Annotated in this window: 14 protein-coding genes; 1 reads left to right on the top strand and 13 read right to left on the bottom strand. The window is 62.0% G+C overall.

All coding sequences use genetic code 11. From position 1 onward, the window contains the following. Positions 1 to 436: 436 nt before the first annotated feature. The 3 genes from F560_RS0118045 to F560_RS0118030 all read right to left on the bottom strand — a co-directional run bounded on the left by F560_RS0118045 (position 437) and on the right by F560_RS0118030 (position 4932). Positions 437 to 2632, bottom strand: coding sequence for an alpha-galactosidase (locus tag F560_RS0118045; protein WP_026298380.1), 2196 nt, complete (start codon positions 2630 to 2632; stop codon positions 437 to 439). A gap of 42 nt (positions 2633 to 2674) precedes the next feature. After that, entirely contained in the window at positions 2675 to 3664 is a 990-nt protein-coding gene (gene msrA, locus F560_RS0118040; RefSeq protein WP_019007168.1) for a peptide-methionine (S)-S-oxide reductase MsrA, read from the bottom strand. Between the two features lie 389 nt (positions 3665 to 4053). Beyond that, the gene (locus F560_RS0118030; protein WP_156829041.1) at positions 4054 to 4932 is read right to left on the bottom strand and encodes a hypothetical protein; all 879 of its coding nucleotides are present in this window, start codon (positions 4930 to 4932) and stop codon (positions 4054 to 4056) included. Positions 4933 to 5011: 79 nt separating this feature from the next. Between F560_RS0118030 and F560_RS0118025 the strand changes: the two genes are divergently transcribed. Next, positions 5012 to 5944, top strand: coding sequence for a hypothetical protein (locus tag F560_RS0118025; RefSeq protein WP_019007166.1), 933 nt, complete (start codon positions 5012 to 5014; stop codon positions 5942 to 5944). 216 nt (positions 5945 to 6160) lie between these two features. On the opposite strand, the gene F560_RS23585 is transcribed toward F560_RS0118025, so the two are convergent. The 10 genes from F560_RS23585 to uca all read right to left on the bottom strand — a co-directional run bounded on the left by F560_RS23585 (position 6161) and on the right by uca (position 22944). Continuing rightward, positions 6161 to 7525 (bottom strand): nucleotide sugar dehydrogenase, encoded by a 1365-nt coding sequence (locus F560_RS23585; RefSeq protein ID WP_019007165.1) that lies wholly within the window; start codon positions 7523 to 7525, stop codon positions 6161 to 6163. Between the two features lie 17 nt (positions 7526 to 7542). Further along, a complete protein-coding gene (locus tag F560_RS24700) occupies positions 7543 to 8352 on the bottom strand; it encodes a response regulator transcription factor (RefSeq protein ID WP_019007164.1) in 810 nt (269 codons plus the stop codon). Further along, the gene (locus tag F560_RS0118010; RefSeq protein ID WP_019007163.1) at positions 8352 to 9797 is read right to left on the bottom strand and encodes a glycosyltransferase family 2 protein; all 1446 of its coding nucleotides are present in this window, start codon (positions 9795 to 9797) and stop codon (positions 8352 to 8354) included. Before F560_RS0118010 ends, F560_RS24700 begins: the two co-directional genes overlap by 1 nt. A 52-nt stretch (positions 9798 to 9849) precedes the next feature. Beyond that, positions 9850 to 11019, bottom strand: coding sequence for a HEAT repeat domain-containing protein (locus F560_RS0118005; protein ID WP_019007162.1), 1170 nt, complete (start codon positions 11017 to 11019; stop codon positions 9850 to 9852). A gap of 3 nt (positions 11020 to 11022) precedes the next feature. Beyond that, on the bottom strand, positions 11023 to 13263 hold the full coding sequence (locus F560_RS0118000) for a hypothetical protein (RefSeq protein WP_019007161.1): 2241 nt from the start codon (positions 13261 to 13263) through the stop codon (positions 11023 to 11025). Continuing rightward, positions 13263 to 15098, bottom strand: a complete 1836-nt coding sequence (gene glmS, locus F560_RS0117995; protein ID WP_019007160.1) for a glutamine--fructose-6-phosphate transaminase (isomerizing) — start codon at positions 15096 to 15098, stop codon at positions 13263 to 13265. The genes F560_RS0118000 and glmS overlap by 1 nt, the downstream gene beginning before the upstream one ends. An 842-nt stretch (positions 15099 to 15940) precedes the next feature. Next, positions 15941 to 16129, bottom strand: a complete 189-nt coding sequence (locus F560_RS0117990) for a type II toxin-antitoxin system antitoxin (RefSeq protein WP_019007159.1) — start codon at positions 16127 to 16129, stop codon at positions 15941 to 15943. Positions 16130 to 16150: 21 nt separating this feature from the next. Beyond that, positions 16151 to 16990: an SPFH domain-containing protein gene (locus tag F560_RS0117985; protein WP_019007158.1), complete on the bottom strand. Its 840-nt coding sequence runs from the start codon at positions 16988 to 16990 to the stop codon at positions 16151 to 16153. A gap of 435 nt (positions 16991 to 17425) precedes the next feature. Continuing rightward, positions 17426 to 19219, bottom strand: a complete 1794-nt coding sequence (atzF, locus tag F560_RS0117980; protein WP_019007157.1) for an allophanate hydrolase — start codon at positions 19217 to 19219, stop codon at positions 17426 to 17428. After that, positions 19216 to 22944, bottom strand: a complete 3729-nt coding sequence (gene uca / locus F560_RS0117975; RefSeq protein ID WP_019007156.1) for an urea carboxylase — start codon at positions 22942 to 22944, stop codon at positions 19216 to 19218. Before uca ends, atzF begins: the two co-directional genes overlap by 4 nt. Positions 22945 to 23033: the final 89 nt, after the last annotated feature.

The raw sequence follows: 23033 nt of genomic DNA, 5'->3' as shown, positions 1-23033 counted from the left end.
TACGAAGTGACTTCGCATATTCCGCAGGCCTCCCCAGATAAGAACGTCATCTGTCTGCCCGCGACCACCCAAGTCTACAGGACTAGCCCTTGGCGGCTTTGGATTTCGTTGTGTTTTGGCAACTCATCCGACTAACCCTGCCTCCAATTGGGTTCGTGTACCTTGGCCCGTGCATTTGCCTCCGGCTTCCTTCAGATTCCGCCTCACGACGGACACCCTTGCCCTTGGCTACGGTAGGCGCTCGCCAGCCCCCGCTCGGGACTTTCACCCTAAAGATGACGTCCATGCTGGGCGTACAAAAAGCCGCCTCCCTTGTCGCAAGCGGACAAGAGAGACGGCTTCATCAAGATGCCGATGACGAGCCGGGAGCCGGCGCTTCCCCCGTTATCCGCCCGCCGCTAAAAGCGCGGAGCGGAGGGATAATAGGCGGGCCGGATCACGCCCGCACCTCCGTCAAGTGGAAGGTGACGCTGCGGAAATCGCCCTCCAGATCGGGAATCGGCAAGCCCGCGTACATGAGCTCGTCGCCTCCATATACCCGGTCCGTGCCGCGCAGGGCGTACGTTTTATCGGGATTTAGACCCTTGAAGCGCAAGCGGGTGAGCGGGCCGTTGGGAACGGCAAGCGTGCGCACGAACACCGCATACGCCTCGGATTTATCTTCGGACACGAACTGCCATGCGGTGTCGTTGCCCTCGAACGGGCTGAGCAGGCGGTAGAAATCGCCCTGCTGCACCAGTCTGCGAATCGCTTTGTATTCGGCGACTTGCTCCCGGACTTCGGCCTTTTCCTCCTCGCTGAGCTTGGACAGATCGAGCTCGTAGCCGAAGTTGCCGGACATGGCGACATGGCCCCGCGTCTTGAGCGACGTTATGCGGTGAACCTGATGGTTCGGAACCGCGGAGACGTGGCTGCCCATCGCGCTGACCGGATAGACAAGGCTCGTCCCGTACTGGATTTTGAGCCGCTCGATCGCATCCGTGTCGTCGCTTGTCCACGTCTGCGGCATGTAATAGAGCATGCCCGGGTCGAAGCGTCCGCCGCCGCCGGCGCAGCTTTCGAACAGAATGTTCGGAAACGCCGACGTAATCCGCTCGAGCAGCTCGTACAGCCCAAGCATGTAGCGGTGCGCCGTCTCGCGCTGCCGCTCCGGCGGAAGCGCAGCCGAGCCGATCTCCGTCATGTTGCGGTTCATGTCCCACTTGACGTACGCGATCGGCACGCTGGAGAAGATTGCCGCCAGCTGCTCGTAAATCGCATCGCGCACATCCTGGCGGGAATAATCCAGCACAAGCTGCATGCGTCCCGTTGTCCGCCGGCGGTCCGGCACATGCAGGCACCAGTCCGGATGGGCGCGGTACAGCTCGCTGTCCGGCGAGATCATCTCCGGCTCGACCCACAGGCCGAACTGCAAGCCCTGCTCGTTGACTCTGGCCGCAAGCCCCTCAAGACCGCCCGGCAGCTTCTCCCTGTTGACGAACCAATCCCCCAAGGAGCGCTTGTCGTCGTTGCGCCGGCCGAACCAGCCGTCATCCAGCACGAACAGCTCGATGCCGAGCTCCTTGGCCGCATGGACGATTCGCATCAGCTTCTCCTCGTCGAAGTCGAAATACGTGGCCTCCCAGTTGTTGATCAGGATCGGCCGCTCCTTATCCCGGTAGACGCCGCGGCACAGGCGGGTGCGGTACAATTTATGATACGTGCGGGACATGCCCCCCAGGCCTTCATGCGAATAGACAAGCACAGCCTCCGGCGTCTGGAGCGATTCTCCGGCTTCCAGGAGCCATTCGAAATCGAACGGATTCAGGCCGATGGAGACGCGGGTGGACGCGAACTGGTCGACTTCCGCCTGCGCCAGAAAGCTGCCGCTGTACACCAGGCTGAATCCGTATGCCTCGCCCTGATCCTCGGTCGCGTCCGGAGAGACGACGGCGAGAAACGGATTGTGCTGGTGGCTGCTGGCCCCCCGGCGGCTCTCGATCGCCTGAACGCCCGGCATCAGCGCCCGGCGCGCAATGTGCCGCTCGCGCGTCCAGCTTCCCCACAAATGCACCGCGTCGAAATCGGCGCGGGGGAAGTCCACGCTGGCGCTCAACAAGCGCAGCACGCGGACCGGGCGGTCGCCCAAGTTCTCGATCTCCGCCGACCGCGCGATCGCGTCGTGATCGCGGAACGCCGTGTAGCGCACGATCAGCCTTAGCTTCGCGACGGCGTCCTCCAGCACGATTTCCAGCGTCTCGGCTTCGTCTTCGCTTTCCGCGTAAACCGCGGGAAGCCCCTTCAGCTTCGGCTTGCCCGGCAAAATGCGGTGCCGGACGTATTTGAATTCGCTGATCGTCGTTCCGTCCGCCAGCCGAACCTGGTACGCCGGAGAACGGAAATCGCTCGTGCCGTACCCCGGATATTCCTGCGGCAGCGTGTCGAGCGAGAAACGCTCGTCTTCGGGAAACGGGTTCGGCTGGAAGGACGGCCTGAAGGTGGTCGGAATGGGGTCCTTCAGGCCCGTCGTTTTGATTTTTCGGCCCCAGTACAGATGGGCCAGGTAGCCGTCCTTCACGATCCGCATCGCATAGCTGACATTGCGGGACTGCACGTGAAACGTGCGGGTCGAAGCTTCATAAACAATCGGCAAATCGTTCACACCCTTTGGCTTAATCCTTCGCAAAAAACGCCGTCATTCTTTTTTCGCTTGCTCAAACAAGGCCAGATACTTTCCGTATCCGTTCGCTTCCAATTCCTCTTTCGGAATAAAGCGAAGCGCCGCCGAATTGATGCAATAGCGCAGTCCCGTCGGCGCCGGCCCGTCCGGAAACACGTGGCCGAGATGGGAGTCGGCCTCGCGGCTGCGCACTTCCGTGCGGATCATAAAGTGGCTGTAATCTTCCTTCTCCCGGATATTCCCCGGTTCGAGCGGCTTCGTGAAGCTGGGCCAGCCGCAGCCGGAATCGTATTTGTCCAGCGAGCTGAACAGCGGCTCTCCCGAAACGATGTCCACATAGATGCCTTCGCGGTCGTTGTCCCAATATTCGTTTTGAAAAGGAGGTTCGGTCGCATTGTTCTGGGTCACTTCGTATTGAAGCTCGGTCAGGCGCTCCCTCAAGCGTCTTTTGTCCTCATCGGTATTCCAGTGCTTGGCGATAAAATCGTCGCGGCCCGAACCTTTGCGGTACAACTTGTACCGGAGCGGATTTTTCTTGTGGTAATCCTGATGGTAGTCCTCGGCGGGGTAAAACGGCTGGGCCGGCACGATCTCCGTCACGATCGGACGGTCGAAGCGCCCGCTGGCTTCGAGCTCCCGCTTGGACGCTTCGGCGGCCTGGCGCTGCTCTTCCGTATGATAGAAGATCGCCGTCCGGTAGGAAGACCCCCGGTCGTAGAACTGCCCGCCCGCGTCCGTCGGATCGATCTGGCGCCAGAACAGGCTGAGCAGCTTCTCGTACGGCATCAGCTCGGGATCGTAGGTAATCTGCACCGCTTCCGCATGGCCGGTCGTTTCGGAGCATACCTCCTCGTAAGTCGGATTGGGCACGTGCCCTCCCGTATAGCCCGACACCACCCGGATGACGCCCGGCAGCTCTTCAAAAGGCGACACCATGCACCAGAAGCAGCCTCCGGCGAACGTGGCCAATTCAAACCGTTGTTCCTGCGGGTTCTTCTCGCTCATGTTCGATAACCTCCTTCTAATCGTTTTCCCGTTACCTTACATTGTAGCAGAGAATGGGCCCGGATTCATGATTCGAAGCCGTTCGGGAAAACTAGCGGCAATCCGGACCGCAAAAGGAGGGATACCATTGTCCAAACAGCAGGGGCACCGCGTCAAAAACACCCAGACCAAAACGTCCGACAAAAAAGGCAACAGCTCCGGCAACAACCACTGAATCGCGAACGCGAAAAAACGCGAACGCCAAAAACCCCGGCCGCAGGCGCGGTCCGGGGTTTTTGCGGGCCCGAAAAGGCATGAACGCAATCCTCTTGAAAAAATTGGGCGTTTCTTCTGCTTCCCAAACGGGTAATGGGTTCGGAACCCGCAGCGAGTCAACCTAGGGCTTTAAATTACGACTTCAACGCTTTCCAGCCGCGGTAATCGTGAACGGCCAGCCCTTTGAACGAGCCGTACTCCGCCAGCAGGGAGCCCGCTTGCGCGAGCTGTTCGTCCATGGCGGCCAAGCCTTTCGTATAGAAGGAAATGTTCGCGCCTTCGCTGCTCGCTTTGGTTTCTACCGCGATCGTCGCCGGCACGCCGAGCCCGGCCGCTTCGGTCAAGCCGGGGATCGCCGCATTCACGATCGCCTGCGCCGTATTGCGGTAGGCCAAAATCGTCACGGCGTCGAACTGCCGGATCATCCAGCGGCCGAGCGGCTCCGTGCCGTCCGCCGAGCTGTAATTGCCCAGCCAGAAAGGCAAATCCGCCTCGACCTTCAAGCCCATATCGGAAGCGCGCCGCACGATGTGGGAGACATTTTGCTGCCACTGCGCGACATGCGCCGCATCTTCGATATTCCAGAACGAACTCGCGTACGGCTCGATGTCGACATGGATGCCGGAGAATTTTTCCTCCTGCGCGGCTTTGGCCTGATACGCCTCGACCCAGTTCAGGAACGCGTCGATTCCCGGGCGGCCGCTTTCAAGCCCCCAAGACGCCCGGCCGTCGAGAGCCTGAACTTCGATTCCCTTTTCTCCGGCGGCGCGGATAAAGCGTTTGTACGCATCGGGCTTGACGTCCCGGTTGATTTGCAAATACACGGCGTTGACGCCGCTTGCGACCATAAAATCGAGGATGCCTTCGGCGTCCGTCTGAATCTGCGGCGTGTCCCAGAACCAGGTGGCCTTGACCGAAGGCGAAGCCGCCCGCGCCGGAAGCGAATGGGCGCCGATTCCGACGGCGATGGCGACAACAAGCAGGAAAGAGATTCGCCCTATGAAGCTGCGCAATGTTTCATCGTCCTTTCCATGGATGTCGTAATTTAAAGTATAATGAATGAACCAAATACAATTGAAGAAAGGCAGATTCATGCGAAAAAGGTACTTCTATGCGTTAGCTGTCTTAACGGCGACCGTATTGCTGATTGCCGGCCTCGCGCATTGGTGCGGACAGGCGTCCGACGGCGTAAACCGCAGCCACGCGACCTGGGTCTGGGACCTGAACGCGCTGCTGGACGGCAGCGGAGGCAGCCCGGATGACGTCGTAGCGTTTCTGCGGGAGCGCGAGGTCAAATACGTTTATTTGCATACCGACGACAACATGACGCGGGGCGAGACGAACGACCGGTTCCGCTCCTTCATCCGGAAAGCCGGTCAAGCCGGCATCGAGGTTCATGCGCTCGGCGGCGAGCGCGATTGGGTGCTGCCGGACAAGCGCTCGCGGCTTCACGACTTTCTGGCCCGCGTCGCCGAATACAACGACTCGGCGCAGCCGGAGGAAAGGTTTACGGGAATCCACCTGGATGTGGAACCCTACCTGCTGAAGCAATGGAAGACCGATCCGGAATCCGTCGTCCGGCATTGGATCGGGATGATGGACGAGTTTACGTCCTTTGCCCGCATGCGCGGGCTTGAGACCGGCGTCGATCTTCCGTTCTGGCTCGACCGCGTCCCGGCCTCTGCCGAAGACGGCGAGGCGGTTACGCTGGATCGGTGGATGATGTCCGCCGTCGATTCGGTCGCGCTCATGTCCTATCGGGACCAAGCGGGAGGCAACAACGGCGTCCTGGCGCTGGTTCAGGACGAAATGGACCATGCGCGGGCCGCGGGCCGGACCGTATGGGTCGGCCTCAACGTCGCCCCCGACAGCGACAACATCCTGACCTTCCGCGAGGAGGGAAACGGAAGCTTCCGCCGGGTCGCAGACCGCATTCGCCGGAAATACGGCGATTCTCCCGCCTTCGGCGGCATCGCCGTGCACGATTTGGCGAATTGGATGCGGATGGACCCGCCGTCGGAGTAAACCCGCCCGGGCGCATTAGGCGCGGGGTCCCGCCGCGGCGGACCTCGGGGGAGCGGCGCTCCGGGCAAGCGCTTGGCCGGCCGGCGCCGCTGCCGGCCGAACGCGGCACCCGCCGGACGCATGCGCAAAAGAACCGCCAAACCCGCTGCACAAAGGGGTTGGCGGTTCTTTTGCGCGCTATGCGCCTTCGCGCGCAAGGGCCGGCCTCGCGCCGCTTCAGCCGGCGGGAGGATGCGCGGCCGCAAGCTGCGGCTCTGCCACGGGCGCGCCCAGCCGGTGGATATGCGGATAATTAAAGTCTTTCAGCGCATTGCGCGTATCGACGATCGGCACGCCGAGGGCGGCCAGTTCGCCATAAGCGAACGCGTCGTGATCGGTAATGAGCACGAAGCAGTCGTAAGCGCGGAACTTCTCCGGATTGTAGGCGACCGAATGGACCGTTTCGCCCGTCTTATCCTTAAACGACATCGCGTGGGGATCGTAATAGTCCACGATGGCGCCGCCTTTTCGGAACAGCTCGTACACTTCCAGCCCCGGCGATTCGCGCAAATCGTCCACGTTGGGCTTATAAGCCACGCCGAGAATCAAAATTTTCGAATTGCGCAACGATTTGGCGTCGCGGTTCAGGATGGCGGCCGTCTTGTTGACCACGAAATAGGGCATATTCGAGTTGACCGATTGGGCCAGCTCGATAAAGCTGCTGTAGAAACGGTAGCCTTTGGCTTTCCAAGACAAGTACATCGGATCGAGCGGGATGCAGTGCCCGCCGATGCCCGGTCCCGGATAAAACGGCATGAAGCCGAACGGCTTGGTGCTGGCCGCCTTGATCACTTCCCAAATGTCGATGGACATCCGCTCGCACATCATCGCCATCTCGTTAATGAAGGCGATGTTGACGCTGCGGAACGTGTTCTCCAGCAGCTTGGACATTTCCGCCACCTTGGGCGAGGATACGGGAACGACGGTCTCGACGATATTCTCGTACAGCAGCACGCCGAGCTTCGAGCATTCGGGCGTCGTGCCGCCCAGCACCTTGGGCGTATTGTAGGTCGCGTATTTCTCGTTGGACGGGTCGACCCTCTCCGGCGAAAAGCAGAGGAAATAGTCGCGGCCGACCTTAAGTCCCATCCGGTTTAGCTCGAACTCGATCAGTTCCTCGGTCGTGCCCGGATACGTCGTGCTCTCAAGGATGATCAGCAGCCCTTTGCGCATATGCTGCTTGATCCGGTCGACCACGTACACGATATAGGAGGTATCGGGGTCCTGGTTGGCGCTGAGCGGCGTCGGCACGCAAATGGATACGGCGTCAAGCTCGGACAAAACGGAATAATCCGTCGTCGGATGGAAACGGCCGCTTTCCAGCGCTTCGCGCAGCTTGGCGTCCGGCACGTCCTTGACGTAGGAGTCGCCCCGGCGAAGCCGTTCCACTTTGTTTTCGTCCACGTCGATGCCGTACACCGTAAACCCTTGGCGGGTCATCTCCATGGCCAGCGGCAAGCCGACATAGCCGAGCCCGACGACGCCGAGCTTGGCCTGCTTGGTTTCGATCGCCCGATATAGGCGTTTGTAGTTTGCGTTCATTATGCATTCCTCCTTTGTTAAAGCAGACGTTCGATTCTTGCTTCCAGATCGGCCGGGGAGAAGGGCTTTGTGACGTAATCGTCGACGCCGAGCTCAAAGCATTTCCGCTTCGCTTCCTCCACCCGGTTGTCGGTAAACACGACGATTTTGCTTCCGGCGTCCGGGTCCTCCCCGCGCAGCCGGGTGAGCAGATGATAGCCGTCGATGCCCGAAAGGTTCAGGTCCGTCACGACGACGTCCGGCTTCTCCCGGCGGAACAGATCGAGCCCCTGACGGCCGTCGCGCGCGGCCAGCACGCGGTAGCCCTTCATTTTGAGCCGAAGCTGCAAATAGCCGCGAACTTCCTCGTCCCCGTCAACCAGCAGTACGGATTGGCTTTCGGTTGCCGCTTTTCGCTCGTGGAACAACACGATTTCCTCCGTGGCCGGCAGCTGCTCGAACAGCTCCACCACCTCTTCGAACCATTGCGGATTCCGTTCCGCGCGATCTTTCACGCGGGCCAGCATGACGGCGTATTCGCCGTCCGCGATGTTCTTCAGCAGACCTTTGACCATCAGCGCCAAATAATGCGTCTCGCTCCAAGGGGAATCGAACAGCAGAAAAGCGGCTTGCCGGCCGGCCGGATCGGCCAGCACCTCCGCCGGCAATCGCCTTTCGGTCTCGATCAGCCCGCGAACGGCCTCCAGCATCTCGTCGTAGGCGTGAACGCTGCGGACAAGCAAAATGCCGCAGGAAACGGGCTTCTTCCGATCCCCGAACCAGAATTTTTCCAGCACGGCCTGGTACATCCGGTCATTCAGTTTGCGCACGGCCGAAACGTTGTTCACTATGCTTCTCCTCCTGTCGTCACCGTCGATGGTTTGCCAATCGGCTCTTGATTCCAGCTTTGCCTTGTCATCACCCCCCATGAATTGTTCTTGCGCAGAAATTCAATGTGGCCCTGCAGCCTCCAAAGGACGCCGAGCTGGTAATAGCCCAAAAACATAAGCGCCGCGAAGCCGACCATTTTGAGCGTGTCCCGCATGCGCGGATAACGCCGAAACGCCAGCTCTTCGAGCAGCAGCGAACCTACGGCCAGCAGATAGCCGTTCAGAAAATTGATCGCTGCGAACGTAAGCAAAATCGGCCAGTGTGTCATGTCCATCGCGACATACCCGATCAGCGCGAGCAGGCCGGTCAGCTTAAAATACGGGTTCAGCGTTTCGAACAGCACGTTGTACGGAACCGTCAGCAGGCCGAACACCTTGTACTTCGGATTGAGAAACAAGTCCCGGTTCTCCAGCATGTTCTTCAGGTTGCCGCGTCCCCAACGCTTGCGCTGGCTGCTCAGGATCCGGTACGTGTCCGGCGCCTGGGTCCAGCAGACGGCGTCCGGGCAGTAGGCGACGCGGTACGGCAGCTTGTTTTTCAGCATGTAGCGATGAAGCTTGATGATAATGTTCATGTCTTCGCCGGGATAGCCTTCCCGGTAGCCGCCGACCTTGACGACGTAATCCTTGCGGAACATCCCGAACGCGCCGGATACGATGATGAGCCCGTTGATATGGCTCCAGCCGATCCGGCCGCCGAGGAATGCTTTCAAATACTCCAACGTTTGAAACATGGGCCAAATTTTGCGGGGAAGGCGGACGTCCTTAACGTCTCCGTCGCGAATGACGCAGCCGTTGGCGATACGGACGTTGCCGCCGATCGCCACCGTCTCTGCCGGGTTTTCCATATACACCCGCGCCATGCGGATCAGCGCGTCCTTCTCCAGCAGGGAGTCGGCGTCGATGGAGCAAATCAGCGGATAGTGCGACAGATTGATGCCCGCGTTCAGCGAATCGGCCTTGCCCCCGTTGTTCTTGTCCACAACGTAGAGATTCGGATGAGCGGGATTGTAATAAACCGCCTTGATCTTCGTGCTGTCGATCGCGTAATGAACCGTTTCGTCGGTTTTGGGCTTCAGCTCGAATGCGTCGATCAGAACTTGAAGCGTGTTGTCCTTGGAGCCGTCGTTGATGACGATGACTTCGTAAGTGTGATAGTTCAGCGTCAGCAGGGATTTGACGTTTTCGATAATAGTCAGTTCCTCGTTGTAGGCGGGAACGAGCAGCGAAACCGGCGGCGCGTGAGCCGATCCGGACAGCGACTGGAAGCGGGAGTAAACCGCCCCTTTGATCATGCTGTAAATGCCCCGATAGGACAAAAACATCAACGTAAAATAAATCAGGCTCACCGCCATCACATAGTACATGATGACCGTGCCGTAACCGAGCAAAAGCTCTCTCATTCCCTAACCTCCTTACGTTTTTGCGCAGCAAAAACTCTCCGGAAGCATTCGCTCAGTTTTCGTTCGCCAATTCTGTTTTTCGTTCGAAAAAGGCTGCGCTCGCAGCGAACCGCTTGGCGGATTCCGAACCTTTTTCCGCCTCTTCGCCGGCAGAAGGGTCCCCGCCGAAACGCTCGTGCAGGACGGCCCGGGCCGCTTCGGCGGCAGGCCCGTCTTCGCCCTCGGCGGCCGCCAGGCGCAATGCGGCAAGGCCCGCTTCGCCTTGCCGGGCGAGGCTTTTGGCGCTATGGTAGCGCACATGCCATTCTTCGTCGTTCAGCGCCACCCGCAGCGCCGCGACCGTTCCGGAAGCGTCGACGCGGCCAAGCGCTTCGGCAGCCATGGCGCGCACCTCCCCGTCCCGGTGAAAGAGCAGCGCCTCGAGCCGCTCCGGCGAAACGTCCGACCCGGGTTGCGTCAGCAGCTTCGCCGCTTGAAGGCGAACCTCTTTCCGTTTGAAGACTGTCAATTCGTACAGCCGGTCCGCGCTCCCCTCGATCGTCCGCTGCTTCATGGCCGCGAGCGCCAGCAAAATCTTTCCTTCGTCCTCGCTGGCGAGAAATTCGGCAAGCATCGGCGCGTAATCCAGCTCCGATTCCTGCAAAATATCGGCGGCAAGCTCGTACGAGTCCGGCTTGCCGGCCAGAAGCTTCAGCGCCATCTCGCGCAGCTCGCCGGGGCGGGCGGCGCTCTTGGCGATGGCGCGGGCGACGATGAAGGAAAGCGGCCCCGGCTTGACCGCCTCCAGCAACTTCAGCATGGCCGGAACGCCCCGATGGGCGCGCATGCCGCCGAGCCGGTACGCGGCGTCGAGCCGCACCCACTCGAACGGGCTTTCGATCCGGGCCAGCTGGCGGTCGACAAAGCCCATCTCCTCGCAAAGCGAAATCAGTTTCGCCTGCTGCTTGCCTTTGAGCCGGTCGATCCAGAAGAGCAGCCGGTCCAACAGGACGCCGCTTTCCGCGGCGGACGGCGGCTCCGGCGGCGGATGCAGCTTCCCGTCGCCGTCCAGATTCGCCAGCAAATACGTGAACCAGTCTTCGTATTTCGCGCTTACCTGCTCGGCAAGCTTTCGTTTTCTTATATTCGAATATTTGAGCGTAAACAAAACGGCCAGTCCGGCGGCGATCAGCGCCGTCACGGCAACGATGTAATAATGGGCGATCTGCAAATTGGAATACACGCCTCAGCCTCCCGTCTTCGGCTTGCCGCCGATTTCGCGGTACACTTCTTGCATCATGTAATAGCCGATCTTCAGGCGCTCCGTGTACCGAACCGTATCCCAGCCTTTCCAGACGTAGGGCCGGATCCGGGATACCGGGTACGCCGTTTCGCCTTCGGCTTCCAATCCGGCGACCTTTTGCGTCTTGCGGTCGACTATCCAGGGCACGAACCGGATGCCGTCGATCTTCTTCGTTTTGAACGCCTTGTCCGGCATATCGTAGCTGACCGCCTGCAGCGAGCTCGGATCGGCGATGCCCAGCAGCATCCACGGCACGCGCAGCTCGATAAAGCCGTCCCGGTATTGCCACATGGCGAGCGAATCGAACGATGCCGAAGCCGGATTGTTCGTTCCGCGCCTCAGGCCGCCGACGGCGACGTTCTCGTAAGGATGGGCGGTCCGCGTATCCGGCGGCTCCATCTTCAGGCTGAGCGGAAGATGCCAGTCGTTGAACAAGCCGGAGTCGTCCTTCAGCTCCGCGGCGGACATGTCGATCATGCCGTAGACGTAGCCGTACAGCCGCTTCTCCATATCGTAATTGGCGGCGATCCGCACGCCCGTCTCCTTGTCGCGGCCGATCGTAATGAGCGTCTCCAGCCCTTCGTCCAGCTTTTTGCCCGGCAGCTCTTTGCCGTGGCGGTTGCCCCCGGGAAGCGTGTCCGCGCCGATGTAGACGATCTCCTTGCCGGGGTCGAAATTGTGGTCGAGCTGAATCGCCAGGTACACGTACGCTTCGTCGTGCGCCGCCCAGATCGACTCGATTCCGGGCACGTTCGCGTCGAGCGCGGTTTTTTCCGAATCGTCCAGCTTGTCCCAATCCCGGCGTTCGCCGTCGATGCGCAGCTTGTCCTCTTTCCCGGGAAACATGCCGAGCAGCCCGAACTGCTTCTCGTTCGTCAGCACGTTGAGCCAATAGGCGCGGCGGTCTGCGGGCAGCTCCATCGGCATCGTGTTCCACGTTTTCTTGAACCATTCGTCCTGCCACATGAACAGGAGCGCCCCGGCATACCCTTCCCCGTGAATGAGTTTCGTCAGATCGGCATCGATCCGGCCCTGCTCCAATTCGTTATGGCCGCCTTGGGAACGGCCGAGCGGACCGGCATGGGAGACGCCGGCCGAAGAGGGCACCCCGTATTCCGTCACCATCAGCGGCATGCCCTTGTGATAGGCTTTGAGCTCCTTCAGGTAAGCCAGGTACGTGTCCGTTTTCCCGTCCTTGTCGCTCAGGCGGAAAAAGTCCGGGTAATACGGATACACGTGGTACGAAGCGAAATATCCCGCGCGCCAGTTCTTCGGCCGCACATGCGTGGCGTCCACGCTGACCAGGTCTTCGGTAAACAGCGGTTCTTCCGGATGGCTCAGCACGTCCGTCGTCACCCAGTTGGTGAACGTCATCGGATGCTGCCAGCCGTAGGCGCTCTCCGCCCCGGCCGCATGATCGAGCATCCGGGCCAGCCACGCTTCGAACGGAGCGGCGCCGGCGGCCGCGGAGAAATATTTGCCGTCGTATGCCTTCTTGTCCGCATGAAGCTTGTTCGTATTCGCGACCATTTCCGGGTCCCATTCGGTGCCGATGCTCCAGGCGAGCAAATACGGCCCCGCGTTCGCCGTGTAGCGTCCCGAGCTTTTGCCCCGCGACTGCGGCTCTTCCAAATCGCCGTATACGGCTTTGACGTCGTTTTCGATCTCCTGCAGGAAGGCCGCCGTAATTTCTTTGTCGTAGGCGTCCCGCTTCTCGATCAGTTGCTCCTCCGGAGACCAGATGCCCTGGATGAAATAAAGCGGGTCGTCCGGATGCTTCTCGTTGTAGTCGACCAGGCTCGAATAGAAAACGGGCGGATGGCGGGTGTACACCCGTATCGCGTTGGCTCCCATTTCCTTGATCTCCGCAAACCACCGCATATAATCGTCGCGCGTAATCGGAAACTCGCCGGGGAAGTGTCCCGGCAGCGTCGCGCCCAGGTTGACGCCCTGCACGAACAACGGCTGCCAGGCCCCGTGCCGGTAGATCTGAATCGTCTCTCCCTTCGTGCGGAATTTCAACTGCGTGCCGTCCTCCGCCGTCAGCCGCTCCACTTCCCTGTCCGCATAAACAAAATGACTCCACAGATAAAAACCGGACGCGCAGACGGCCGCCGCCAACAGCCCGATGCCGAGAAGCCATCTTCCGCGCCGGTTCCGGCTTCCCTTTCGTCCGGCGGCCATTATTCTACCGTAACGCTTTTCGCCAGATTGCGGGGCTTGTCCACGTCATAGCCCCGCGCAACCGAGGCGTAATAAGCGAGCAGCTGCAGCGGAATGGCGGCAAGCACCGGCATGAGCATCGGGTGGCTGTCGGGTACGGACAGCGTCCGGCCGATCCGTCCGGCCAGCCCGTCCGCCTGCGATGCCGGGACGATGCCGAGCACCTGTCCGCCCCGCGCCATCACTTCGCGGATGTTGCTGACGGTCTTCTCCGCAAGGCCGGGATCGGTCACGATCGCCACAACCGGCGTGCCTTCCTCGATCAGCGCCAGCGTCCCGTGCTTGAGCTCGCCCGCCGCGTAGGCCTCCGAATGGATATAAGACACTTCCTTCAGCTTGAGCGACGCCTCCATCGCGGCCGCGTAATCCATGCCGCGGCCGATGAAGAACAGATGCTCGCGGCTTGCGATCTCATTCGCATAGGCCTTAATCTCTTCGGCCTTGGCCAGAAGCGCTTCGGCCTGATCCGGCAGAGCCCGGATCGCCTGGATGATGGCTCCGATCTCGTCGTTGGCCATCGTCTCCCGCACGCAAGCGAGATGAAGCGCGAATGCGTAAAGCACGAGCAGCTGCGTCGTATACGCTTTGGTCGAAGCGACCGAGATTTCAGGGCCGGCCCAGGTGAACAGCACGTCGTCCGCTTCCCTGGCCGCGGTGCTGCCGACCACGTTGGTGACCGCGATCACGTGCGCGCCCTGGCGCTTCGCTTCGCGCAGCGCCGCGAGCGTATCCGCCGTCTCGCCCGATTGGCTGACGACGATGACGAGCGTGTCCGGTCCGATCAGCGGTTCGCGGTACCGGTATTCCGAGGCGACATCGGCCTCGGCGGGCAGCCGCGCCCACCGTTCGATCGCTTGCTTGCCGACCAGTCCGGCATGGTAGGCGGTGCCGCAGGCGACGACATGGACGCGGGAGATGGTTTTCAGCTTCTCCTTCGTCAGTTTCAGCTCCGGAAAGTACACCCAAGGGTAGCCGGTCAGCAGGCGGGAGCTCAGCGTATCCCGGAACGCCTGCGGCTGGTCGTGAATTTCCTTCAGCATGAAATGGTCGAACCCGGCCTTCTCGGCGACGGCCAGATCCCAGTCGACGCGGTAAGGCTCTTTCTTGATGAAGTTGCCCTCCAACGTCATCAGGCTGACGCCCTCGCGGGTCAGCACCGCCATCTCGCCGTCGTCGAGTATGTATACGTCGCGGGTATGCTCCAAAATGGCGGGGATGTCGGAGCCGATGAAGTGTTCGCCTTCGCCGATGCCGATAATCAGCGGGCTGTGCAGCCGCACCGCAACCAGCCGGTCCGGCTCGCGGGCGGACAGCACCGCCAGCGCGTAAGCGCCCCGTATCCGGCGCGTGGCCGCCTGCACGGCCCGGACGATATCGCCTTCGTAAAGCGAGGCGATCAGGTGGCAGACGACCTCCGTGTCCGTTTCGGAGACGAACTCGACGCCCTGGGCAATCAGCTCCTCCTTCAGCTCCATGTAGTTTTCGATAATGCCGTTATGAACGACGGAAATGTTGTTTTCCCTGCACGTATGCGGGTGAGAGTTGAGATCGGACGGCTTGCCGTGCGTTGCCCAACGGGTATGGCCGATGCCGACCGTGCCTTCCGGGAGCTCCTCCTGCTCAAGACGGCGCTCAAGGTCCGCGATCCGGCCTTTGGCCTTGACGACCTTCAGCCCCTGCTTGGTGCACACCGCGATTCCGGCCGAATCGTAGCCGCGGTACTCCAATTTTTTGAGACCGTTCAGCAAAATTCGCGGGGAAGCCTTGTCCCCGATGTAACCGATAATTCCGCACACATGTCATCACTCCCGGTACCCATCGTATTTCTTAAGCTTTCGACGTATTTCTTCGGCTTCGGCGTCGGTGATCGCTCTGAGTTGCTTCCGAAGCCCGCAGCTTTTCGATTGTCTGTCGTACCCTGATGTCCGTTGTCATCTGAAATCTGCTGAAATCTGTCGTTTCCGAAGTCTCCCGTATTGCGGGTCGGCTTCAGGCCGGCAGCGATGGCGGCTCCGGCTGTCCGGACTGTCCCGCCTGCCGCACACCAGTAATCATAAACCCGTTCAAAAGCGGCTTACTTGAGAATTTTTTAAGAAGCGGAGAACAAATTCTCATCTTTTGACGCCTGAAAAATAAAAATCCTTTCATTCCCAAAAACCATGCAACCGGAAACTTTTTCCTTTCTAACAGGGAAAAATCATCGCGTCGCCCCGTCGTCCGGCGCCGAAATCAGGTTAAAATTTTTTCATTTTCTTTTTAAGATTGCTTCTCATCGAAAGGATGTTCGCGGACGTTAACGGACTCAAAGACCGAAGCCGTTACGAATTTATGTACGAATACGCCCGGCGATTCGCATAACGAAGCCGCTCGGGCGCCCCGGAACAAACAAAAACCGGCCGCCCGAACGGCGCCGGTTCGCCTTCGATCGACGGGGATCCCCCCCGTTCTTCGAAATCGTCTTTAGGAACAGGATTTGTCGAATTGACGTATGAAGCTCATGATGGAACGTCTGCCGGAAGGCCGCAAGCCGCCTTCGCCCGCCCCCGCTGCGCGGCGAGTTCCGCGTGCGCCCGAGCGCGCGCCGCAGCCGCAGCGGGGCCCCCCTGTTTCCGCGGAGGCCCGAACGCGGCGTCCCGCTTCAGGCTTCGCCGTCCTTGTCCGGGAGCGCCGGGTGACGGCGCTCTCCCCGGCCTGCCCGGCGAAGCGCGTCCCGCAACAAATACTCGATATGGCTGTTCACGCTCCGCAGCTCGTCTGCCGCCCACCGCTCCAACTCTTCGTAGAGCTTCGGATCGATGCGAAGCGGAAAATGCTTTTTGGACGCCATCGTTCCCGACGTCTCTCCTTGTCAGTACAGGCTGCCGGCATTGACGACCGGTTGGGCGGAACGGTCGGATACGATCGCGACCATCAGATTGTTCATCATCGCGGCTTTGCGCTCCTCGTCTAGTACATATCCTTCTTTTTCCAACTGCTCGATCGCGGCTTGAACCATGCCGACGGCCCCTTCCACGATGATGTGCCGCGCGGCCACGATGGCGGACGCCTGCTGCCGCTGCAGCATGGCGCCGGCGATTTCGGGCGCATAGGCGAGATGGGTCAATCGCGATTCGATCACTTCCACGCCCGCCGCCGAAAGCCGCTCCTGCAGCTCCCGCGTCAACTCGACCGCGATAACCTCCGTATCCCCGCGCAGGGAGACGCCTTCTCCGCCGCCGTTGTCATACGGATATTTCGTCGCCACATGGCGAAGGGCCGATTCGCTTTGCGTCTCCACGAACTGCTCGTATTTGTCGACATCGAACAGCGCCTTCGCCGTATCGACGACCCGGAACACGACCACGGCCGCGATCTCCACCGGATTTCCGTCAATGTCGTTCACTTTCAGCGTGGAGCTGTTGAAGTTGCGGACCCTAAGCGACACTTTGTGCCGGATCGAGAAAGGAACGACGAAATGAATCCCGCTCTTGCGAATGGTGCCCAGATATTGGCCGAAAAACGTGACGACCGCCGCCTGATTCGGCTGAACGACCGTAATGGACGTCATCAGGACCAACGAAACAAACAGCGCGATGCCGCCCCACACCCACCATTCCTCCACAAACGCGTACACCGAAAAGCCCAATGACGCCAGCAAAATCACGAGCGCGATAAAGCCGTTCCCGCTGTAGCCTTTGACTTCTTTCATCCCCGATTCCTCCCGAAGCGTTCCTTTTGGCTTGCCGCTTGCTCGCGGCTCCATTAAATCATTTTGATATTTATATGATATCAATTTTGTATAAATATGTAAATGGTTTTGCGATGGGCGCCGGACCGCGCCTGACCGCCGTGCCCGGGCGCCGGAACCGCAGTTGCCATAACCGCAACTGCACAGCCCGTTTTCGCGCATGCCCCCGATCCAGTTGCCTTAACGGCAACTAAATCGGGCTTTCGGCTCATCCGACCGGCTCGCCGGGTGCTTCGAGAAAGGAATGAAGCCGTAAGACGAAAGCGAACCGAAAACGGAACGCGGGACACACACGCCAAAGGCGAGACCCGCTTTCCTTCCCCTGCTTATTGCCATCAACAAAAACCGCCCCACAGTCGTTTGGACAACTTGTGGGGCAGTCTATTGCCGGGCGTCTCAGGCTTGAACCGCACGCCGCCAGCCGCCGCTGGCCGATATGTCTTCGGCTCCGGCTTCCGCGTACGCCTCGCAGACGAAGCCCGGCACTTCCGTGCCGTCTTCCAGCTCCACCTTGCCGATGCCAAGCGGCGCCGGAATGGAAGCGGCGAATCCGCCGAGCGAGGAAACCGGCATCTCCCAGATTTCCACCCGGATGGAAGCGCCCGGGCCGTTCCGCTTGATGAGCCCCGGCTTGGCGGGCGTCGTCGGCAGCTTCACCAGCTTGTATTTGGGCGCCGTCGCCGCCTCCTTGACGAAGACGGCCCCGCATTCGCGCATCTGATTCTCCAGCGGGAAGCCGCGCATATGCAGACCGCATACGGCTACCTGCGTCGTCTTGCCGCCGCCCGCGGCGGGCGGCTCGACCTGCCGCCCGTCCGGCGTGCCGCCGGCGCGAGCGATGCCTTCCAGCCGCTCGCCCGTCCACGCCTGCGCGAAGCCGCGAATCAGGTCCTCGCGGTCGAACGCCGCAAACGCGGTAATCCCGAACGGCGTATCGGTCTCCGCTTCCCCGGCCGGCAGCGCAACGGCGCACAGATCGAGCAGGTTGCAGTGGTTCGTGTAGCGCCCCATCTCCCGGTTGGAGGCGATCGGATTTTCGCGCACCTGTTCGCGCGTCCACGTTCCGCCGCATGTAGGCAGAACGAGCACCGCGTCCTCGAGCAGCTTCCGGGCCTCCAGCTTGAGCGCCTGCAGCCGGTGCCGGGCCCGGAATACGGAGGCGGCGTCGTATCCGGACGTGACGGCGGAACGGAGCACCCGCTCCGTCACCGGGAACACGGCGCCGGGCGACGATTCGACGAAATCGCCGAGCGCGGCCCAGCGCTCCGCCACCCACGGCCCTTCGTACAATAGGGCGGCGGCCTCCTCGAACAGTCCGACGGACACGTACCGGACGGGCAGCCCCAATGCCGCGATTCGCTCCGCGGCCGCCTTCCACGCTTTGGCGTAGCCGCCGGCAAACGGGCCGTAGAACGACGGCGTTTCTTCCGGCAGCAAGATGCGGTGCGGCATGCGGACCGACGGCTCGGGCAGGCGGCGCGACCAGGGATCGCGGCCGTCCTCGCCGCGCGCCACGCTGTCGACCAGAAGGGCGTCCTCCGCGCTGCGCGCGAATACCGTCACGCAGTCGAGGCTGGCACAGGCCGGCACGACGCCGCGGACGGACCACGCCCCGAGGCTCGGCTTGTAGCCGACCAGCCCGTGCAGCGCCGCCGGGACGCGGCCCGAGCCGGCCGTGTCGGTGCCGAGCGCGAAGGCGGCCTGCCCCCGCGCGACGGCCGCGGCGGAGCCGGAGCTGGAGCCGCCGCTGATCAGCTCGGGACGCAGCGCGTTGCGCGTCTCGCCGTACGGGCTCCTCGTGCCGACCAGGCCGGTGGCGAACTGGTCCAGATTCGTTTTGCCGACCGGTATCGCCCCCGCGTCGATCAGCCGCTGCACGACGGCCGCATGCTCGTCCGGCGTATAGGCGTATTGCGGGCACGCGGCCGTCGTCGGCACGCCCGCCATGTCGATGTTGTCCTTGATCGCGAACGGAATGCCCCATAGCGGCGAAGCGTTCGGATCAAGCCGGCGCAGCCGCTCCAGATAAGGCCGGATCATGTCCTCCGACGGAGGCGTAATCCAAATGTTCATCTCCCGGTCGGCTTCGGCCCTGCGGACGATCTCCCGAACGATCCCTTCGGGCGTCGCCTCCCCGGACGCATACAGCTCCTTCAGTCTTGCGATCGTCATTTCGCCGGTCCGGATCATACGCGCGCCGCCTCCTTGACCGGCATTTGGTCGATGCCGACGATCAATTGCCCTGCCTGCACCTCGTCTCCCGCGCTGACGTGAACGGACGAGACGATGCCATCGCACGGCGCCAGTTGGTTGAACTCCATTTTCATGCTCTCCTCGATCATCAGCACATCGCCCTTGCGGACCTGCTGCCCCGGCTCGACAAGCACCTTCCATACGCTTCCGGGCATGTTGCAGCGCACCGCCACGACGCCTTCCGGCAGCTCGTCCTCTTCCGGCGCCTTGTGCGCGTCCTGTTCGGATACGTATTCGGCTAGCCCCAGCTCCCGCCACCGCTGCCGCTCTTCCTCGAAAGCCCGCCGCTGCTTCGCACGGAACGCCTTCGCGCTGTCTTCGATCGATTCGAGAAAACGCAGGTATTCGCCCAGGTCGAAAGTCGTTTCCGTCATGTCCACTTCAAACCGCCCGCGCGGAAAGTCCTCCCGAAGCCTGAGCAGCTCCTCGGCGCTTACCGGGTAAAAGCGGATCTGGTCGAAAAAGCGCAGCAGCCACGGCCGGCCCGGCTCAAAGCTTACCGTCGAGCGCAGCTTGTTCCACATTTGAACGGTGCGCCCGACAAATTGGTACCCGCCCGGCCCCTCCATGCCGTATACGCACAGGTAAGCGCCGCCGATGCCGACGGCGTTTTCCGGCGTCCAGGTGCGGGCCGGGTTGTACTTTGTCGTCACCAGGCGATGGCGCGGGTCGATCGGCGTCGCGACCGGAGCGCCCAAATAGACGTCGCCGAGGCCAAGCACCAGATAGTTGGCGTCGAAGACAATCCGCCGCACGTCTTCGATGCTGTCCAGCCCGTTCACCCGGCGGATAAATTCCAGGTTGCTCGGACACCACGGAGCGTCCGGACGCACATTCTGCTGGTAACGTTCGATCGCCAGCCGCGTGGCCGGATCGTCCCACGACAGCGGCAGCCGCACGATCCGCGAAGGCACCCGCATCGATTCGAGCGGCGGCAGGCTGCGGTCCAATTCCAGCACCATGCGGGCCGCCTCGCGGATCGTTATGGCGGAACGGTCGATATGCACCTGCAGCGACCGGATGCCCGGGGTCAGGTCCAGCACCGGAATTTGCCCGCTCTCCCGGATGGCCTGCATCAGCGCGTGCACCTTGAACCGCAGCCGCAGATCGAGCTCCATCGGGCCGTATTCGATCAGCAGATTTTCATCGCCGCTCAGGCGGACGGTCACCGGGAACTGCCGTCCTTCGCTTTCGCGGGCGACGATCGGATAATCCGGCGCGAAGACGGCTGCCGAGTCCGGCAGGATTACGCGGGGCAACCCGCTTCTTGCGCCTTTGCCGATCGCTTCAAGCTGCTCCTCCTGCGCCTGCCAAAGCCGTTCCGCTTCTTCCACGGTCAGCAGCCGAAAGGAAACCTTGTCGCCCGGATGAAGCTGCCCCAGCTTCCAAAGCTCCGCCGACGCCGTCGTGACCGGGCAGACGAAGCCGCCGAGGCTCGGCCCGTCCGGACCGAGCAGGATCGGCATATCGCCGGTCAGGTCCAGCGCGCCGATCGCATAGGCGTTGTCATGGATGTTGGACGGATGCAGTCCCGCTTCGCCGCCGTCCTCTCTGGCCCAGAGCGGGGCGGGGCCGATCAGGCGCACGCCGGTCCGCGAGCTGTTGAAATGGACTTCCCATACCGTGGACGCAAGCTGATCCAAATATTCCGGCCGCAAATACTCCGTCGTGCAATGCGGGCCCGGAATGACGCCGATCGTCCAGCGGCGGGAAATCTCTGGCCAATACGCGGGGTCAAGCGGCTCGGACGAAGCCGCGCCGGCGGCTGCGGCCCAAGCCGCTGCGGATTCCGCGCCGGCCTCGGCAGGGGAGGGCAAGCCGACAGCCGTTGCCGATCCGGAAGCCTCTTCGCCCGCTTCCCGCACGCGCAGCACGTCGCCGACGCGCAGCGCCCGGCCGCCGTGCCCGCCGAACCCGCCAAGCGTAAACGTCGCGGCGCTGCCGAGCACGCGCGGCATGTCCAGGCCGCCTTCCACAAGCAAATACCCGCGCATGCCCGCTTTCGCTTCGCCGAAGCGAAGCACCTGCCCGCGCTCGGCCCGAATCGGCGCGTACATCGGGACCGCCGCGCCGTCCAGCGTCGCTTCCATATCTGCCCCCGTCAGGCAGAAGCGCATCCGGGAGCGGAAGCGGAACTCGCCGCCGCGCATCGTCAGCTCCAGCCCGGGCGCATCGTCCGGATTGCCGAGCAGCCTGTTGCCGATCCGGAACGAATACGCGTCCATCGGCCCGCACGGGGGAACCCCGACGTCCCAATGCCCTTGGCGGCCCGGCCAATCCTGCACCGTCGTCTGAACGCCGCCGTCCAGCACCTCGATCGCCCGTTCGTCCGGCTCAAAGCCGTCCAACATGCGCGTGTACACCCGCCCCCGGAGGCAATCCTCCTCCCGAAGCAGCGCCTCCAGATACTGCAGATTGGTCGTCACGCCGTAAAAGCGCGTCGCGGCCAGGGCCGAGGCCAGCTTGCGGATGGCGTCCTGCCGGTCGGACCCGTGTACGATAATCTTGGCCAGCATCGGATCGTACAGCGTCGTCACCTGGATGCCGTCGCGAACCCACGTTTCCACCCGCGCACCCTCCGGCAGAACCGCGCAGTCCAGTTGGCCGGCGCTGGGAAGGAACTGCTGCAGGCAGTCCTCCGCGTAGACGCGGGCCTGAATGCTGTGTCCCCGGGGCTCGCCGAACCGGGAAGCCAAATCCGTAAGCTCGTCGGCCGCTTCCCTGACCATCCATTCGACCAGATCGATGCCCAGCACTTCCTCGGTTACGCCGTGCTCGACCTGCAGCCGGGTGTTCACTTCGAGAAAATAAAACTCGCGCGTTGCAGGATCGTATAGAAACTCGACCGTCCCCGCGCTCCGATAACCGGCTTCCCGCGCAAGGTTCCTCGCCGCCTCCAGCATGCGCGCGCGGACATCGGCCGGAAAGTCGGGCGCAGGGCTTTCCTCGATCACCTTCTGGTTGCGCCGCTGTATCGAGCAATCGCGCTCGCCCAGCGCGACCACTTCGCCGAACCGGTTGCCGAAAATTTGCACCTCGACGTGGCGGGCTTTCGGAATATACCGTTCGAGAAAAACGCCGCCGTTTTTGAAATTGGTTTCCGCCAAACGGGTGACCGCTTCGAAAGCCTGGCGGAGCGCCTCCTCGTTTTCGCACACGCGCATCCCGATCCCGCCGCCGCCGGCGGTGCTCTTCAGCATGACGGGGTAGCCGATGCGGGCCGCCTCGGCAACCGCGTCTTCCAGCCGGCCGATCAGCGCCGTGCCGGGAAGCAGCGGCACGCCGGCGCGCTCGGCCACCTTCCGGGCCGAGTGCTTCAGGCCGAACAGCTCGATCTGCTCGGGCGTCGGGCCGATAAAGACAATGCCGCGCTCCCGGCAGGCGCGGGCAAACGCCGCATTTTCGCTAAGAAAGCCGTACCCCGGATGGATCGCTTCCGCACCGGTCTCGGCGGCCACCCGCAAAATCAGGTCCGCATTCAGGTAACTGTCCTTCGCCGGCCCGTCCCCGATCCGGACCGCTTCGTCCGCCATATCGACGTGCAGGCTGTCCTGATCGGCCTGCGTATAGACGGCGACCGACCGGATGCCGAGCTTGCGCAGCGTGCGTTCGATGCGGACGGCGATCGCGCCGCGGTTGGCGATCAACACTTTTTTGAACATCGTCACCTCTCCCTTCTTGACGCCGCCGGCTCCGCGCCGGCAGGACGGACTCAAGCCCGCGATCGGTCCGTTTGCCCCAAGTTCGCCTA

The organism is Cohnella laeviribosi DSM 21336 (genome assembly GCF_000378425.1).
Taxonomy (GTDB): Bacteria; Bacillota; Bacilli; order Paenibacillales; family Paenibacillaceae; genus Cohnella; species Cohnella laeviribosi.
The sequence above is the reverse complement of the archived record's forward strand: the minus strand, read 5'-3'. Positions and strand labels throughout refer to the sequence as shown.